General features: G+C 58.5%; 13 protein-coding genes and 2 pseudogenes. 4 read left to right on the top strand and 11 right to left on the bottom strand.

The annotated features are described in order from the left end of the window. Nucleotides 1-74 precede the first annotated feature (74 nt). Nucleotides 75-263: pseudogene (locus AX760_RS10870) on the top strand (P-loop NTPase family protein); the annotation flags it as partial. 96 nt (nucleotides 264-359) lie between these two features. On the opposite strand, the pseudogene AX760_RS28180 reads toward AX760_RS10870, so the two are convergent. The 3 genes and pseudogenes from AX760_RS28180 to msrP all read right to left on the bottom strand — a co-directional run. Beyond that, nucleotides 360-515 (bottom strand): annotated as a pseudogene (locus tag AX760_RS28180) (type II toxin-antitoxin system RelE/ParE family toxin); the annotation flags it as partial. 203 nt (nucleotides 516-718) lie between these two features. Then, nucleotides 719-1,357, bottom strand: coding sequence for a protein-methionine-sulfoxide reductase heme-binding subunit MsrQ (gene msrQ / locus AX760_RS10860; protein WP_071832897.1), 639 nt, complete (start codon nucleotides 1,355-1,357; stop codon nucleotides 719-721). Beyond that, the gene (msrP, locus tag AX760_RS10855; RefSeq protein WP_071832896.1) at nucleotides 1,357-2,304 is read right to left on the bottom strand and encodes a protein-methionine-sulfoxide reductase catalytic subunit MsrP; all 948 of its coding nucleotides are present in this window, start codon (nucleotides 2,302-2,304) and stop codon (nucleotides 1,357-1,359) included. Before msrP ends, msrQ begins: the two co-directional genes overlap by 1 nt. Before the next feature lie 163 nt (nucleotides 2,305-2,467). Here msrP and AX760_RS26715 point away from each other — a divergent pair, with 163 nt between their 5' ends. Both AX760_RS26715 and AX760_RS10850 read left to right on the top strand, forming a co-directional pair. Further along, nucleotides 2,468-2,779, top strand: a complete 312-nt coding sequence (locus tag AX760_RS26715; protein ID WP_139275957.1) for a hypothetical protein — start codon at nucleotides 2,468-2,470, stop codon at nucleotides 2,777-2,779. A 69-nt stretch (nucleotides 2,780-2,848) separates the two neighbouring features. Continuing rightward, nucleotides 2,849-3,289 carry a YHS domain-containing (seleno)protein gene (locus tag AX760_RS10850; RefSeq protein WP_071832895.1) on the top strand — a complete coding sequence of 147 codons (441 nt, stop codon included), beginning with the start codon at nucleotides 2,849-2,851 and terminating at the stop codon, nucleotides 3,287-3,289. A gap of 55 nt (nucleotides 3,290-3,344) precedes the next feature. Here AX760_RS10850 and AX760_RS10845 read toward each other — a convergent pair whose 3' ends face one another. The 3 genes from AX760_RS10845 to AX760_RS10835 are packed head-to-tail and all read right to left on the bottom strand — an operon-like array spanning nucleotide 3,345 to nucleotide 7,362. After that, the gene (locus AX760_RS10845; RefSeq protein WP_245294987.1) at nucleotides 3,345-4,559 is read right to left on the bottom strand and encodes a CaiB/BaiF CoA transferase family protein; all 1,215 of its coding nucleotides are present in this window, start codon (nucleotides 4,557-4,559) and stop codon (nucleotides 3,345-3,347) included. A 24-nt stretch (nucleotides 4,560-4,583) separates the two neighbouring features. Further along, nucleotides 4,584-5,750: an OpgC family protein gene (locus tag AX760_RS10840; RefSeq protein WP_087149222.1), complete on the bottom strand. Its 1,167-nt coding sequence runs from the start codon at nucleotides 5,748-5,750 to the stop codon at nucleotides 4,584-4,586. Further along, nucleotides 5,728-7,362: a thiamine pyrophosphate-binding protein gene (locus AX760_RS10835; protein WP_071832893.1), complete on the bottom strand. Its 1,635-nt coding sequence runs from the start codon at nucleotides 7,360-7,362 to the stop codon at nucleotides 5,728-5,730. Before AX760_RS10835 ends, AX760_RS10840 begins: the two co-directional genes overlap by 23 nt. A gap of 220 nt (nucleotides 7,363-7,582) precedes the next feature. On the opposite strand from AX760_RS10835, the gene AX760_RS28055 reads away from it, so the two are divergent. Continuing rightward, complete coding sequence (locus tag AX760_RS28055) at nucleotides 7,583-8,257, top strand: CE1 family esterase (protein ID WP_087149221.1); 675 nt, start codon at nucleotides 7,583-7,585, stop codon at nucleotides 8,255-8,257. Nucleotides 8,258-8,355: 98 nt separating this feature from the next. On the opposite strand, the gene AX760_RS10825 is transcribed toward AX760_RS28055, so the two are convergent. From AX760_RS10825 to AX760_RS10805, 5 genes are all read right to left on the bottom strand, one after another. Further along, on the bottom strand, nucleotides 8,356-8,832 hold the full coding sequence (locus AX760_RS10825) for a hypothetical protein (RefSeq protein ID WP_425348841.1): 477 nt from the start codon (nucleotides 8,830-8,832) through the stop codon (nucleotides 8,356-8,358). 52 nt (nucleotides 8,833-8,884) lie between these two features. Beyond that, the gene (locus AX760_RS10820; RefSeq protein WP_071832890.1) at nucleotides 8,885-10,201 is read right to left on the bottom strand and encodes a tetratricopeptide repeat protein; all 1,317 of its coding nucleotides are present in this window, start codon (nucleotides 10,199-10,201) and stop codon (nucleotides 8,885-8,887) included. Between the two features lie 330 nt (nucleotides 10,202-10,531). Continuing rightward, entirely contained in the window at nucleotides 10,532-11,107 is a 576-nt protein-coding gene (locus AX760_RS10815) for an RNA polymerase sigma factor (RefSeq protein ID WP_175552045.1), read from the bottom strand. Between the two features lie 579 nt (nucleotides 11,108-11,686). Next, the gene (locus AX760_RS10810; protein ID WP_083531151.1) at nucleotides 11,687-12,616 is read right to left on the bottom strand and encodes an amino acid ABC transporter substrate-binding protein; all 930 of its coding nucleotides are present in this window, start codon (nucleotides 12,614-12,616) and stop codon (nucleotides 11,687-11,689) included. A gap of 13 nt (nucleotides 12,617-12,629) precedes the next feature. Further along, the gene (locus AX760_RS10805; RefSeq protein ID WP_071832888.1) at nucleotides 12,630-13,526 is read right to left on the bottom strand and encodes an amino acid ABC transporter substrate-binding protein; all 897 of its coding nucleotides are present in this window, start codon (nucleotides 13,524-13,526) and stop codon (nucleotides 12,630-12,632) included. Between the last annotated feature and the right edge of the window lie 49 nt (nucleotides 13,527-13,575).

Genomic DNA, 13,575 nt, shown 5'->3' with positions numbered 1-13,575 from the left:
TCTACGATCGGCCTGCTTGTTGAGGTGTGGATCACCACGAGACCTTTGTCAGAGCGTTTCTGTCCTGCAAATATGGCGAACGGCAGTCGCTTGCGTTTGCCCCCGCGGTTCATTTCGGTGCGCGCGTATTGATTCTGGACGATCCGACTGCCGCGCTTGGGGTCAAGCAGGCGACCCATGTGCTTCGCATCGTGAATGCGGCGAAGCACCGCCGTCTCGCCATCTCGTTCACTACCCATCGGGTTATGCATGCGATCGCCGTTGTTGAATGAAATGAAATCCAGATCGTCTCGCGGTGTTCCGTTCGGGCGATTGCAGCTTTGATGCTGCTGGAGTCCTGCCCAGGAGAGACACAGCTTTTACACCCTTTTCGGCCATTTCTGAGAGGCGTGCATCACCGTAATGATCGCGATATCGTGGTGAACCCGATAAGGGATGATGTAGGGAATGTCGGACAATACAACTTCGCGCGTGCCGGTGATGCGCCCAATGCGACCAGCGGTCGGCAGCTCTGCGTCATGACCGAGATGTCGTCTTGACATATTTACCGACCACGCGTGCCACGTCGTCTGGAACGCGGATGGTGAACGCCGTCATAAAAACCTCGCCTCTTGTTCACCTCGACCATCCTTGAACCATGCTGGCTCGTCAAGGTTCAACTGGCGTCTGCCGCCGTTTGCTGAATAGCGAAACTGCCGGATCGTTGGTTCCAATCCCTTCAAGGCGAAGTTGTCAGGTAACGGCGGGGTTTGCGGTTGCGCAGGATGGGGCGTCCGCTGCGGTAGAGGATCAGTGCTATGATCAAGCCGATGTAAATCAACTGTTCCATCGAAAACACCTTCGTCGACAAGGCGTAGTGGAGTACGCCGCAGGCGGCGATGATGTAGATCAGGCGATGCAATCTGATCCAGTGCGCACCCATCCGTCTGATCGAGAACCTATTCGAGGTAAGCGCCAACGGGATCAGCATCGCAAGACCGGCCATGCCGAACATGATGAACGGTCGCTTGAGCGTATCATTCAGGACGGCGGTAACATCGAGCGCTTGATCCAGCACAAGATAGACCGTGAAGTGAAGCAGGATATAATAGAAACACAGGAGCCCAAGTGCCCGGCGATAGGCAATAAAATTCCAACCCATCAGATCGCGAACCGGGCTTACCGCCAAAGTCAGGATTAGAAACCGCAAGCCCCAGAGCCCGAGAAACAATTCGAAAGTCTTGACGGGATCCGCGCCAAGCCCGCCCGTTGCGCCAAGGTAAAAATACCAAACCGCAGGCGCAAGTCCGACGGCATACGTCAGCCAGACCAATGTCGGCTGCCATTGCTTCAAGGAGCTGCGCAAGGTCGGCTTCATCAAAAGTTGGTCCGCAGATCCATGCCTGCATAAAGGCTTGCAACTTCGTCGGCATAGCCGTTGAAGGGAAGGGTGGGGTGACGGCCGGCATTGAAGAACCCGCTCTCGCCAATGCGCCGCTCGGTCGCCTGGCTCCAGCGGGGATGATCCACCGCCGGGTTCACATTGGCATAGAATCCGTATTCCCGCGCATTGGCGGCCTGCCAGGTGTTGACGGGCTGCGTGTCGGTCAAGGTTATGCGGACGATCGACTTGATCCCCTTGAATCCATACTTCCATGGCACCACCAGCCTGATCGGTGCGCCGTTCTGGTTCGGTAGTGTCTCGCCGTACAGTCCCACGGCCAGAAGTGCCAGAGGATGCCGCGCTTCGTCGAGGCGAAGCCCCTCCACATAGGGCCATGGCAAGGACTGGAAGACGCTTTTCTGTCCTGGCATTTCTTCCGGACGAACAACGGTCTCGAAGGCAACGTATTTGGCGCTGCCGAGCGGCTCAACCTTGTCCAGCAAAGCTGCGAGCGGAAATCCGTTCCAGGGAATGACCATGGACCATCCCTCGACACAGCGCATACGATAGGTTCTGTCCTCGATGGGAAAGTCTTTCAGGAGTTGCTCAAGATCGAATGTGCCGGGTTTGCCGACCATGCCGTCAACCTTGATCGCCCATGGAAGCGGTTTGAAATCACCGGACAGGGCCGCGGGATCCGCCTTGTCGAGCCCAAACTCATAGTAGTTGTTGTAGGTCGTGACATCCTCCCGCGAGGTCGGCGTTTCATCGACCTTGTAGGCGCTGGACACGGTGGAAAGTGCTGCGGCTTCGGATCGGTGCGTGGACAAAAGCGACATCGCGCCGAAGGCCCCGGCAGCAAGAAATTCGCGGCGCTGCAGATAAACAGCGTTCGGGGTGATTTCGGAAGCGGCAATTCTTGGCGGACGATAGGCCGGCATTGTTGGTCCTTTCACACAGGTCGAGCAATCGCGGCCAACCCAGATTGCCCCGATCACGTGCTGTTATGCCGGGAATCGAAGCGGAAGAAACCCAATTTTTCGTGCGCAGGGCGTGATCGGACGATGACGACGGGGTCGCGGAGCGCGCGGAGATCGACGCCTATTGCCCGTCTTTGCCGACACGCAGAGAGAGAAACCGATCCAGAAGGATTTTTTATTTCGTCCCGCTGTAACGCAGCGCGCTCAGCAACGTCCAACAGACAGGAAGCATTTTGCGGCCGGATGTGCGACCACCGCCCGTCCAAGGTTGCCTGCTGCACCGGTCACCGCCTGTCTCGCAGGGCTCTGGATGTATGGTTTGCCCTTTCTCCGCGGTACCGTTTTTGAAGACCTCTCTTCGATCGTTTTTACCGTCCTTGCTGTTGTTTGTCTGGCGTGCGCCGACCGGGTCGAACGTGCATTGATCCGCGGGTGAGCGGGCAGGGGAGGGTGCGTCCATACTGCACATGAGTTGATAGGAACGGACATCAGGAAGGAAAATGTGATGAAAATGGTACAATATCTGATTGGAGTGTTGATGATGACGATTGTGGCCACGCAGGCGGTCGCCGGCGAAATCAATGCAGCAGACGGTGTCGCGATTTCCGGCTATGACGCGGTTGCCTATTTCAAACAGGAAAAACCGGTCAAAGGGTTGGAGACATACTCCGTCACCTACAAAGATGCCCTTTTTCTCTTCGCATCTGCCGACAACCGTGACGCTTTCCAAGCCAATCCCGAGACGTATGCGCCTCAATACGGTGGTTACTGCGCCTATGGAACGGCCTCCGGCTACAAGGCCCCGATCGATCCAGCCGCTTTCACGATTACCGGCGGGAAACTGTATCTCAACTATAACAAGGGCGTTCAGAAAAGCTGGCGTCAGGACACGACGGGCTATATCAGGAAAGCCGATGAAAACTGGCCGGTCGTCAAGACGCAGTAAGGCATTTGCCGAAGAAGATCTGCATCGGAGTTGCGAACAATAGATGCATCGCCGGTCATGGTTTTGGTTCAGGCTCCAGCATCTGCATCACCGCTGTGCGATCTTCGTCCAGGTGCGGCGGGCGACTGCGGTATTGAACGGGGGTCGCCGACATTTTCAGGGGATTGCCGAGAACTCGAACGGGAGGATTACCGTCGTCGTCCTGCATCGACACGACCATCCCTCGCGCCAGCGTGTGCGGATCGGTCAAGACCGTATCGACGCCGGCGACCCTGCCAGCCGGAATGCCCGCAGCAAGCAGACGGCGCTCCCAGGAGAGCGCCGTGTCCTTTGCGATCTCGCCTTCGATGATCGCTTGAAGTGCTGCAAGGTTCACGACCCTGTCGCTGTTTTTGCGAAACCGCTCGTCCTGCGCCAGTTCCGTCCTGCCGATCGCCTGCGCGAAACGCGCGAACTGCTGGTCGTTGCCGACTGCCACGGCCAGATGCTCGTCAGATGCGGCAAAGGTCTGGTAAGGGGCGATATTGGGGTGCGCATTGCCGATGCGTCCCGGCACACGGCCCGAGACAAGATGATTGGTCGCGGAATTGATAAGCCATGCGACCTGGCAGTCATACAGTGCCAGATCAATATACTGGCCCTGACCGGTGCGATCCCTGTGGCGCAGTGCCGCCAGAATTCCAACGGTCGCATACATTCCGCACATGACGTCCGCGATGCCGACGCCGACCTTGACGGGCGCGCCACCTTGCCCATCGGATTGCCCGGTGATGCTCATGATGCCGCCCATCGCCTGAATGAGAAAATCATAGCCGGTCCGGTCCGAGTAAGGCCCCGTCTGGCCGAATCCGGTGATGGAGCACCAGACAATGTCGGGCTTGATCTGGACAAGATCCTCATATCCGATGCCGCGCCGGGAAAGGTCACCTGGTTTGTAGTTTTCGACGACGACGTCGGAAATGGCGACAAGCCGGCGCACGAGTGCAACGCCGTCTTCCGTTGCAAGGTCGATGGCAATGGACTTCTTGTTGCGGTTGGCACAGAGAAAATAGGCACTCAGATCGCTGTCAGTGCCATCCGCGTCGGCTACAAAGGGTGGCCCCCAGCTGCGCGTATCGTCGCCGCATTCCCGTTTCTCGACCTTGATAACCTCCGCCCCGAGATCAGCGAGGAGCTGCGTTGCCGTTGGACCTGCAAGGATGCGTGAAAGATCGAGGATGCGCAGCCCATCCAGGCTGCCCATTTGCCGTTGCGTGTCCGCCTGCATCATTGTCTCACTCTTTCCGTATGAACATCAGGTTTTCCAAGGCGCGGCCTTGAACCAGCCGACAAGATAGGCCGTTGCGATCAGAACAGTGAAACCGGCAAGGTTTGCGATCGCGGTGGGCAGCGGCGTGCGACCGGCATGATCGAGCCAGATACCGATGATTTGCGCCACCACCATGCCGATGATGAACACCGCGAGCGATTGCTGGCCCACCTTCATCAAGACCCCCGTCACGGGATATACAATGGGATGAAGCAGCCGGCGACCACCAACCCCGACCGCATGAACAGCGATATAGGCAAGGGCGAGGAAATGAATAAGACGCAGCAGACCGAATGCGGTCTTGTCCGTCAGCGGCAAAAGAGCGTGTGCCGCTTCGCGGAAAAACGGCGAGGCGTTGAGGATCATGTACCAGGCAAAGGGAATGGTCGTCACGACAATGACAAAGGCCAGCGTCATCAGCCAGCGATTGAGCGGAGGCGCGACGAACGTGCCGCGCATCAGAAAAAAACCAAGGAAGAAGATCAGCTGCCAGCCGAACGGATTGAAGAACCATGGCCGCTCCGTCCAGGGCTCGGCGGGAAAATGCACCAGCGAAAACTGTGCCGTGAGCCAGAGGAGCGCCATCAGCACCATGGGAAGAAGGCGATGGATACGCTCGGCCAGAAGCATCACCGGCATCAGTGCGAGGATCACCATATACATCGGCAGGATATCGAAATAGTTGGGAACGTAGGTGAGCGTCAAAAGCCCGATCAGCAGCGGTGCGGGATCGTCGAAGAACCGCACCAGATTTAGGCTTTGGATGTAGGATGTGCCGTCCGGCTTGTTGCCCGCGAGGGACATCAGCGTCGCTATGACGAGGAAAACACAGATATGCGACCAGTAGATCTGCCAGATGCGCTGAACAACTCGGGCGGTGAGCATCAGGGTGCCTTCGCGATCAAACAGGCGGCCAAAGGCAATGGCAGATGCCATGCCGGACAGGAAGACGAACATCTCCGTCGCATCTGAAAACCCGAAGCGCGCCGGAATCCACAGCGCCCAGTGATCACTCGGCACATGAGCGACGAGAATGATCAGCATGCCGACGCCACGAAAGACATCAAGACGCGGATCACGCGGACGCTTTGCGCGTTGCGCCAGCACCGGAGCGGGGGCGGGGGCGGGATCAGAATGCGTTTTCGTAAGCATCGGCATCAAACCTGCATGAGATGAGCGTAAACACGTTTCGCTGGGATGCCTGCGAAAGCTCTTGGCGCAGGTCGTCAGCTGTCCCGACACGGACGCCATATCCGCCAAAGCCGCGGGCGATGGTCGCAAAGTCGGTATCACCGAGTGCAACGCCTGCCCCAGCCAACCCCGCAGATGCCTGTTTCAGGGCGATCAGCGCCAGGCTGCGATCCTGAAACACGACGATGGTGATGGGACGGCCAAGGTCGCGTAGCGTCGCAAGCTCACCGATCCCCATTTCCAGTCCGCCGTCGCCCATGACGGCAAAGACACGTCGCGCCGGGTCGGCGGTCTTGGCGCCGATCGCCAGCGGCAAGGCCGCGGCCATGGTGCAGAAGCCTGCCGATTGCAGCAAGGACAGTGGCCGGGCCGCCACCCATTTCTGCGACAGGAGGATGCGATGTGCCCCGCTGTCAACCGTGACGAGGGCGTCGGCTCCAGCAGCTTCCTGGATCATGTCAATAATCGCATGCGGTCCCCAGGTCGTGGGGGTCGCAATCTGCGCTTGAAGCTTTGTCTTTGCGCGCGTCGGTTCGCCATCCGGCCAGGATTGACGAGAGCTGACAGCGGCCGCCAGTGCAGACGTAGCGTCTGCTGTGTTTGCTATAAGGCGGGTTGCGGCATGATGCATGGCATGATCGGGAGCCGCCGCCGTGATCTCTACCATCCGGTTTGCATCGATGACGGGATCAAGCCAGCCAAGGCGCATTTCGATCGGGTCGTAACCGATCATCAGGATAAGATCGGCGCGGCGCATCAGATCGAGCAGCACCGCATCGGCGCGCGGCGACAGGCCGCCGCCGCCCAACGCAAGCGGATGGTTTTCAGGGATCAGCCCCTTGCCCTTGTAGGTCGTCAGAACAGGAGCTCCGATCGCCTCCGCCAGGCGCAAAACATAGTCTCCGGCGTTCGCCCGTGCCGCTTCGAAGCCTGCAAGGATCAGCGGACGCTCGGCATGGGATAAATCGCGAGCAAGAGAGAGGATCGCGGGATCAGCGGCGCGCACTGATGGTGTCAAGATGAGCGTCGGCTGTAGAATACGCGGTACCGGGTCCATCATGGCTGCGACAGCCGGTGAAAGGTCGAGATGCACGGGGCCCATCGGTTCCGTAAGGGCAATAGCCAAGGCCCGAGCGACCGTCGGGCCAGCACTTTCCAGCTCGATCTCGAAGCTCGCCTTGACCAGCGGCCGCAGCATTTGCGCCTGGTCGATGACTTGATGGGTGTAGCGCGCCCGGGTGGCGCGATCGACGATGCCGGATATCACCACCAGCGGGACGTGTTCCTGTGCGGCATCGGCGATACCGTTGACGGCATTGGCAAGACCCGGCCCGACGGTGGTGACAAGGAGGCCGGGCGTTGCGGTTGTCACGCTGGCGCCCGCGGCCATTGAGGCCGCTGCAGTTTCATGGCGTGCCAGGTGAAAGGCGATGCCGGCCTTTTCCAAACCATCGATCAATGTGACAACCTCGCCGCCCGGCATGCCGAAGGCATGGCGAATGCCGTAGGCGTATAGCGTTGCGGCAACAGTATCGGCAACGCGCGTTGCTGTGGACGTGTTGGTATCAGACATGCGGCATGCGCCTCTCGCGAAATCGTGAAGCCCCGGAAAATTGCCGGGCATTAACAAAGACTGTACTTGAATTTGAAGGTTTGACGCTGGAGGCCAACAGGTGGGTTTTAAACGTGTTGCGGCTGTCGCTGCATTTATTCTGTCGCCGTTCGCGGTTCAGGCTGCCGATTGCGGCGACACTGTCGCCTGCACCGTTGAAGATGGCTCCTACAGTATCGAGATGCCTCAAACCACTGCCGCCAAAGGCGTTCTGGTCTTTTTTCACGGCTACAAGAGTTCCGCCGCGTTGCAGATGCGCCATCGCGCCCTCGTCGAAGTCGCGCATGCGCATGGGCTGGCCTTCGCTGCCGTCGATGGGCTGAATGGAACCTGGTCGCACCCGAATGCGCCCGGCAACTTCCGGGACGAGAAACGCTTTGTCGGCCATGTTCTCGACGATCTGGAGGCACGTTTCGGCTTTACCGCGAGAAACACCTTGCTTGGCGGTTTTTCGCAAGGGGCGTCCATGGCCTGGTATACGCTCTGTCAGCAGGGCAGCCGCACGGCAGGGGCCGTGACTTTCTCCGGCGTCTTCTGGGACCCGCTGCCGAGACCACAGGATTGCGTGACTGACATGCCGCCGATCGTGCACTTTCACGGAACGGCGGATAGAACGTTCCCGTTGAGCGGTCGTGCCATCGGGCAAGAGTTCCATCAGGGCGATGCCTTTAAAAGCATGGCAATCGTGCGGCAACGTGCGAGTTGCGAGATGGAAGTCAAAAAGCAGATTGGCGACATTGCTTGCGCAGTGGCGCCCGGCTGCAATCGTGGTGAAATGGCGCTTTGCATCCATGGTGGCGGTCATCAGATACAACCGGATCAGCTCGATGCCGGGCTCACCGAACTTGGTTTCTAAGAGGCGGGGCCCGTTGATGGCCATTGAACAGCAATCCCGCCCGCAATTCCGATCGCGGACGAGAGGCTTGCATTGAACGCCTTGGTTGGCCTGCACGCTCAATGCTCGCGGTACCAGACGACATAGGCGACGACGAGGCCGAAGAGCCAGTGTCCCACCAGTGATGCCCAGGTCAACGGGATGAACCCTAGGAAAGCGGGCAGGCCGGCAATCAGGTGCGCCATGACATAGAGTGCGAAGATCCACAGGCCTGTCCCGAAACCGAGACCTGTCAGGAACAGTGGAAGGTTTGGTACGATCATGCGTTGAAGCGGTCTGGCGATGAACAGGTAGCCGATCGGATAGAAAACGATACCGACGATGGCGTGGATGATTTCTGCGGCAAACCGGTTCTGGAATCCGAACACGCTCTGGACGAGCGCGGCGGGTTCCAGCGCTCCGCCGACAAGAAGCGGCGTTATCCCTCTCGCCCAGATTTCCCAGGCAATATCCGCAGCAAACCCGGCGATCAGGATGGTGAAAAGCAGCTTTGTCGAGAGCCGCGGCAGCAAATGCGTTTCATGCGTGTCGCTCATGGTCATGGCATTTTCCCCTGATGAGTTTTGAATGTGTTGCGCAGGCACTCGGCTAGAGTACCGCGCGCATTTCGATGGTACCGAGCAGCCGGTCTTCGGCGCGCAGACGGCGGCGGACGTCGCGAATGCGGGAAAGTCCTGCACTGTCGCCATTGGTTCCAGCAGCCTTTGCCACTGCCAGCATAAAGAAATCACGTTGGGCGTTGCTGCCGCCGATCGTCGGCAGATCGACGACGATCCGGTCAAGTACCCGCCGGTCGGCTGCCGTGCTGAGGCCGGCAATGATACGGGCGAGCGGCACGCCAACTTCGGCTGCAACCTTGGCCTGATCGCCGCTGCCTGTAGCCTTGCGCTCCAGACCGCTGACGACGTCACGAACCGCGGAATGCTCACCGATTGCGACCAGTGCGGCCAGCGTATGCAGAGACGCGAACACCAGCGTCGTGTCGTGCCGGCGGCGCAGCGCGATCTCGGCCATATCCCCCCAGCGCGAGCCAACATCGACGCCCGTCTGGTTGAGGCGCCAAAGGAGGGAGATGGCATTGGCCATATCGCGAAAATCGTCTGTCTGCTGCGGACGAACTTCCTCGTCGTAGATTTTGAGCACATGCGCGTGGTCGCCTCTCTCAAGATGAAGAAGCGCCAGATGCCAGGCCATATGGAAGGAAAAATTGTTGCAACGAGACCACGACTTGCGGCCATCCTCGAGCCATGCAATGCCATCCGCCGTTTTACCGCGCATCTCGTAGACATGCGATACAGCGTGCAGCCCCCAGGCATCATCCGGCTGTAGTTGAACAGCATGTTGGCCTGCAGCTTCGGCAGCATCGTAAAAGCCATGTTCCTCCAGCGCGAAGGCATGGCATCCAAGCAGAAAGCCTGCGGCCGGCAGGGTCTCGTTCCAGTCCTCCATAACGCGGCTGCTCATGGCCAACATTTCCTTCGCGTCACCCAGCATGAAGCGCAGCGCATGCGATATCTTGAACGGAAGGAATGTTGCCGGCCGCTCCGCAAAGCCTTCGTCAAGCCGCCGGGCCGCGGTTGCGAACGAGCCATCGACAGCTGCATCAAGGGCGTGGACCAGCACTTGCTCGTCGCGAGTCCCGCCATCTCGACAAGCCATCGCCCGGCGCGCTGCAGCCAGAGCCTCAGCGGCGTGTGGTGCCAGTTCCGAACGGGCAAGGATCAAATTGGCAAAACCCTTCAGCGCAAGGGCTGCGATATGATTGGGATCCGCGGATAGCGCGGCCTGCAGTGCCGTGCCCGTGTTGGGACGGTGTGCGGCAAGGCCGTGGACGGCCTCTTCGAAGGCCGTTTCTGCTTGCGCGCTCACCGTGCTCGTCGAGAGATTGTAGGCATCAAGTTTCATTCGTTGGGCTCCTTGAAAGAACCTCCACGATCCGGAGTGTTGAGCCCAAGTTTGTGAAGCAGTGCGGTTGGGACGGAGCCACGCAGGCTCTCGGCCGCAATGCTTCTGGCAATTTTAAGTCCGTTTACGTAAGTCCTGCAGTTGCTGCATTGCGCCAGATGGATCGCAACCATCAGCCTGGTTCTCTTGGAACCCTCCCGACTGATGTAGTCACTCGCAACGTCAGGGACTTCTCTGCAGGTCCACAATGCCATTCGCCTCTTGGTTCAAACCCGGTCAGGTTCTGTCCGTAAGACACTTTGGCCTCCGATACGTTACACCAGCATGCGGTCACGCCTGCGTGATCAGGCTTTTGCTCTTGTCGCGAAGCAGGTTCTCTATCTCGTTGCGGATGCGCGCCCGCGCGCGATGAAGCAGGATGCGCTGGTTTGCCGGAGTGAGCTGAAGCAGCTTGCAGGTTTCTGCTGCATCGCTGCCTTCAACATCGCGCATGATGACAACTGCCTTTTGGGCTGGGGGAAGCAGGTCTATAACGTCTGACACATGTTTCCAGAGCTGACGTCCTGCAAAAATGCGTTCAGGGTTAAGTCCATCGAAGGAGGACGGTGGTTCAATCCAATGATCCGAATTGTCAAATCGCGATGCCGAAACAGCGTCCTCCTCGTCGGCCCCGTGCTCCTCCTCAAGAAGAACGGTATAGCGTCCTTCGCGCTTCGCATAGGTTTTTGCCTTGTTGAGCAAAATCGCAATGATCCATGTCGAGAAGGCTGACTTTCCCTCGAACTTTCGAATGTTGGCAATGACGGCGACCCAGGTTTCCTGCGCGACATCTTCGGCAGTCGCTCGATTTTTCACGATGGTTTGCGCCAAACCAACCAGCGCCCTATGATGGCGTTCAACGAGCATGCGCAGCGCTTCCGAGTCACCGCTTCGCAGCCTGTCAAGGAAGAGTCCGTCCGCATGAATGCGAACGCCAAATCCTATGGCAGCAACCCAGAATGTTATACTCATTGTTGCCCCGTGCCGCGCGTTTTACGTCTCGCGTTCTTTTAGCAAAAATTACCTCCAACTGAAAAGTAAAGGTTCCGTCATAACCCCGTTGACACGCCTTCAAGGACGACATTGCCTATTTTCAAAATCAACTTCCCCGTCCTGCAATGGCTCACAGGAATGGCCAGACGCTTTGCCAACCAATTGCAAATAATACCGTCGGTCCGCAGTCGACGCTGCTGGCCGACAAGGGGATCGATAAAAATCGTCTGCGGGGCGTTGCCCCCGCGAAACTCAAATCCAAGCCGTCATTCCGTCGAAAGCGGATCGCAAGGACATCATCCCCTGCGACTTCGCCATGTATCGCTGGCGGCATCTCGTCAATCGATCATCGCTGACGAAAACGCGAAGACTGCCGCCTGAGCATGGGTGGCATTTTCTCCACCAGTGTAATGCAGCCCATCGTTGGACAAGTGGGGCCCCACAGTTTCTCAATCACTCGACGGGATCGGTCGGCTTTGCGAAGGCTGCGCGCAGTTCGTCTGACATTGGCAGGCGCATGTTGATGCCCTCCGGTGGAACGACAGTGTTGAACCATTTCTCGTAGAGCGTTTCGATCCTGTCGCTCGCGTATATGTCTACAAGGGCGGCGTTCACGGCATCCTTGAAATCGGTGTCTTCCAGTCTGACCATAAGCCCGTAGGGCTCCGGAAAGCCGAGCGCTTCCTTCGAAAGAGCATAAATCTCCGGATTCTCCGATTTTGCCACCATGGCTGCGAGAAGGATACCGTCCATCACAAAGGCTGCTGCCCGCCCCTCGGTCACCAGCCGGAAGGCATCTTTGTGGGTCTCGACCGGCATGACGGCGATGCTCAGGGCGCGTTCGCGATTGATCGTGTTGAGCTGGCCGATATTGGTTGTGCCTGACGTCGCGGCGACCGTGTGGCCGCCGAGATCGGCGATGGTCTTTAAGTTTTTTTTCTTCAGTGACACGAACTGGGTGCCGGTGACGAAGTGCGGATAGGAGAAGCCGACACTCTTGCGCCGCTCGGCATTGTTGGTGCTGGCCACGCATTCGATGTCGAGATCGCCATTGCGCAGCTTGGTGACGCGGTTGCGCGGTGTCCGCTCAACATATTCTACCTTCACCGCCGCAAGCTTCAGCCTGTTTTTGATGTTGTCAATGACATCAAGGCAAAGTTCGGTCGAGTACCCTGTAACGGTGCCGTCGGGCTGGCGGTAGGAGAAAGGGAAATCTTCCGCGCTGTAGCCGATGCGGACGATGCCTGTCTCCGCAATCTTCTTGAGCGTAGAGACCGGCGCTTCGGCATGGCCTGTCGAAGCCGGTGCCAGGACTGAAAGGACAGTAACGGCACCAAGAAGCAATTTCAGTATTGGCGTCTTACGTTGAAATTTTCTTGTCATCTGTTCGTCCCCTCTAATCCAGGTAGGCCGTTGGAGCGGTAAAGGCTGCTTTCAGGGTTGGGGACATGGGCAGCCTGAGATTCATGCCGTCCGGCGGGATCGGCGACATGAACCACGTCTTGTAGATAGTGTCGATCTCTGGACTGGTGAATATCCGCTCCAGCGCCGCATTGACCACCATTCGGAACTCCTCGTCACCGTGGCGGACCAGGAGGCCGTAGGGTTCGGGTGGGCTTAGCGTCTCCTCCGACAGCTCAAACGTCGATGGATCGGGCGCCTGTGCGATCATGGCGGCAAGCAGGATGCCATCCCAGACGAAAGCTGACGCACGAGCGCTTGCCACGAGATCGAAGGCTTCAGAATTGGTCTTGGTCGGCAACACGCCGATGTTGAGCTGCTTCTCGCGGTTGAGTGTGTTCAACTGTTCAATATTGACGGTTCCGGAGGCGGCTGCGACCGAACGGCCGGCGAGATCCTCAATCTTGGCGATGCCGTCCGCGCGCCGCGTCATGTACTGCGTGGCGGTGGTGAAATGCGGATAGGAGAAGCCAACGACCTTGCGCCGTTCGGCATTGTTGGTTGTCGCCGCGCATTCAATGTCAATTTTGCCGCTCTTGACCAGCACGAAGCGTGTGGCGGAGGTGGCCGCAACGTAGTCGACGGTCAGATTGTCGAGCTTCAGGTGCTGCCTGACCGCCTCCACCACCTGGTGGCATAGGTCCATCGAAAAACCGATGATTTTACCATCGGGTATTTTGTAGGAGAACGGGGGCTCGGCCTCCCGATAGCCCAACGAGATGACACCGGTTTCGGTGATCTTTTTCAGCGTAGTGCTCGTCTCGTCGGCCATCGCTTGCGCTGAGTACACGAGACAGGCCAGGGCCAACACTGTTGGTGCAAGTCTAGGCATATGTTTCTCCAAACTGGGTTCCAGCGGTGGTGCCCACCCCGGCGGTCCT

The sequence above is a fragment of the Pararhizobium antarcticum genome (assembly GCF_001885585.1).
GTDB classification, from domain to species: Bacteria; Pseudomonadota; Alphaproteobacteria; order Rhizobiales; family Rhizobiaceae; genus Pararhizobium; species Pararhizobium antarcticum.
This window is presented reverse-complemented; position numbering and strand designations above follow the sequence as displayed.

Excerpts from the sequence above, each read along its gene's own strand:
- msrQ (WP_071832897.1), bottom strand. The coding sequence starts at position 1,357 with ATGAAGCCGACCTTGCGCAGCTCCTTGAAGCAATGGCAGCCGACATTG.
- msrP (WP_071832896.1), bottom strand. The coding sequence starts at position 2,304 with ATGCCGGCCTATCGTCCGCCAAGAATTGCCGCTTCCGAAATCACCCCG.
- AX760_RS10850 (WP_071832895.1), top strand. The coding sequence starts at position 2,849 with ATGAAAATGGTACAATATCTGATTGGAGTGTTGATGATGACGATTGTG.
- AX760_RS10845 (WP_245294987.1), bottom strand. The coding sequence starts at position 4,559 with ATGATGCAGGCGGACACGCAACGGCAAATGGGCAGCCTGGATGGGCTG.
- AX760_RS10840 (WP_087149222.1), bottom strand. The coding sequence starts at position 5,750 with ATGCTTACGAAAACGCATTCTGATCCCGCCCCCGCCCCCGCTCCGGTG.
- AX760_RS10835 (WP_071832893.1), bottom strand. The coding sequence starts at position 7,362 with ATGTCTGATACCAACACGTCCACAGCAACGCGCGTTGCCGATACTGTT.
- AX760_RS28055 (WP_087149221.1), top strand. The coding sequence starts at position 7,583 with ATGCCTCAAACCACTGCCGCCAAAGGCGTTCTGGTCTTTTTTCACGGC.
- AX760_RS10825 (WP_425348841.1), bottom strand. The coding sequence starts at position 8,832 with ATGAGCGACACGCATGAAACGCATTTGCTGCCGCGGCTCTCGACAAAG.
- AX760_RS10820 (WP_071832890.1), bottom strand. The coding sequence starts at position 10,201 with ATGAAACTTGATGCCTACAATCTCTCGACGAGCACGGTGAGCGCGCAA.
- AX760_RS10815 (WP_175552045.1), bottom strand. The coding sequence starts at position 11,107 with ATGCTCGTTGAACGCCATCATAGGGCGCTGGTTGGTTTGGCGCAAACC.
- AX760_RS10810 (WP_083531151.1), bottom strand. The coding sequence starts at position 12,616 with ATGACAAGAAAATTTCAACGTAAGACGCCAATACTGAAATTGCTTCTT.
- AX760_RS10805 (WP_071832888.1), bottom strand. The coding sequence starts at position 13,526 with ATGCCTAGACTTGCACCAACAGTGTTGGCCCTGGCCTGTCTCGTGTAC.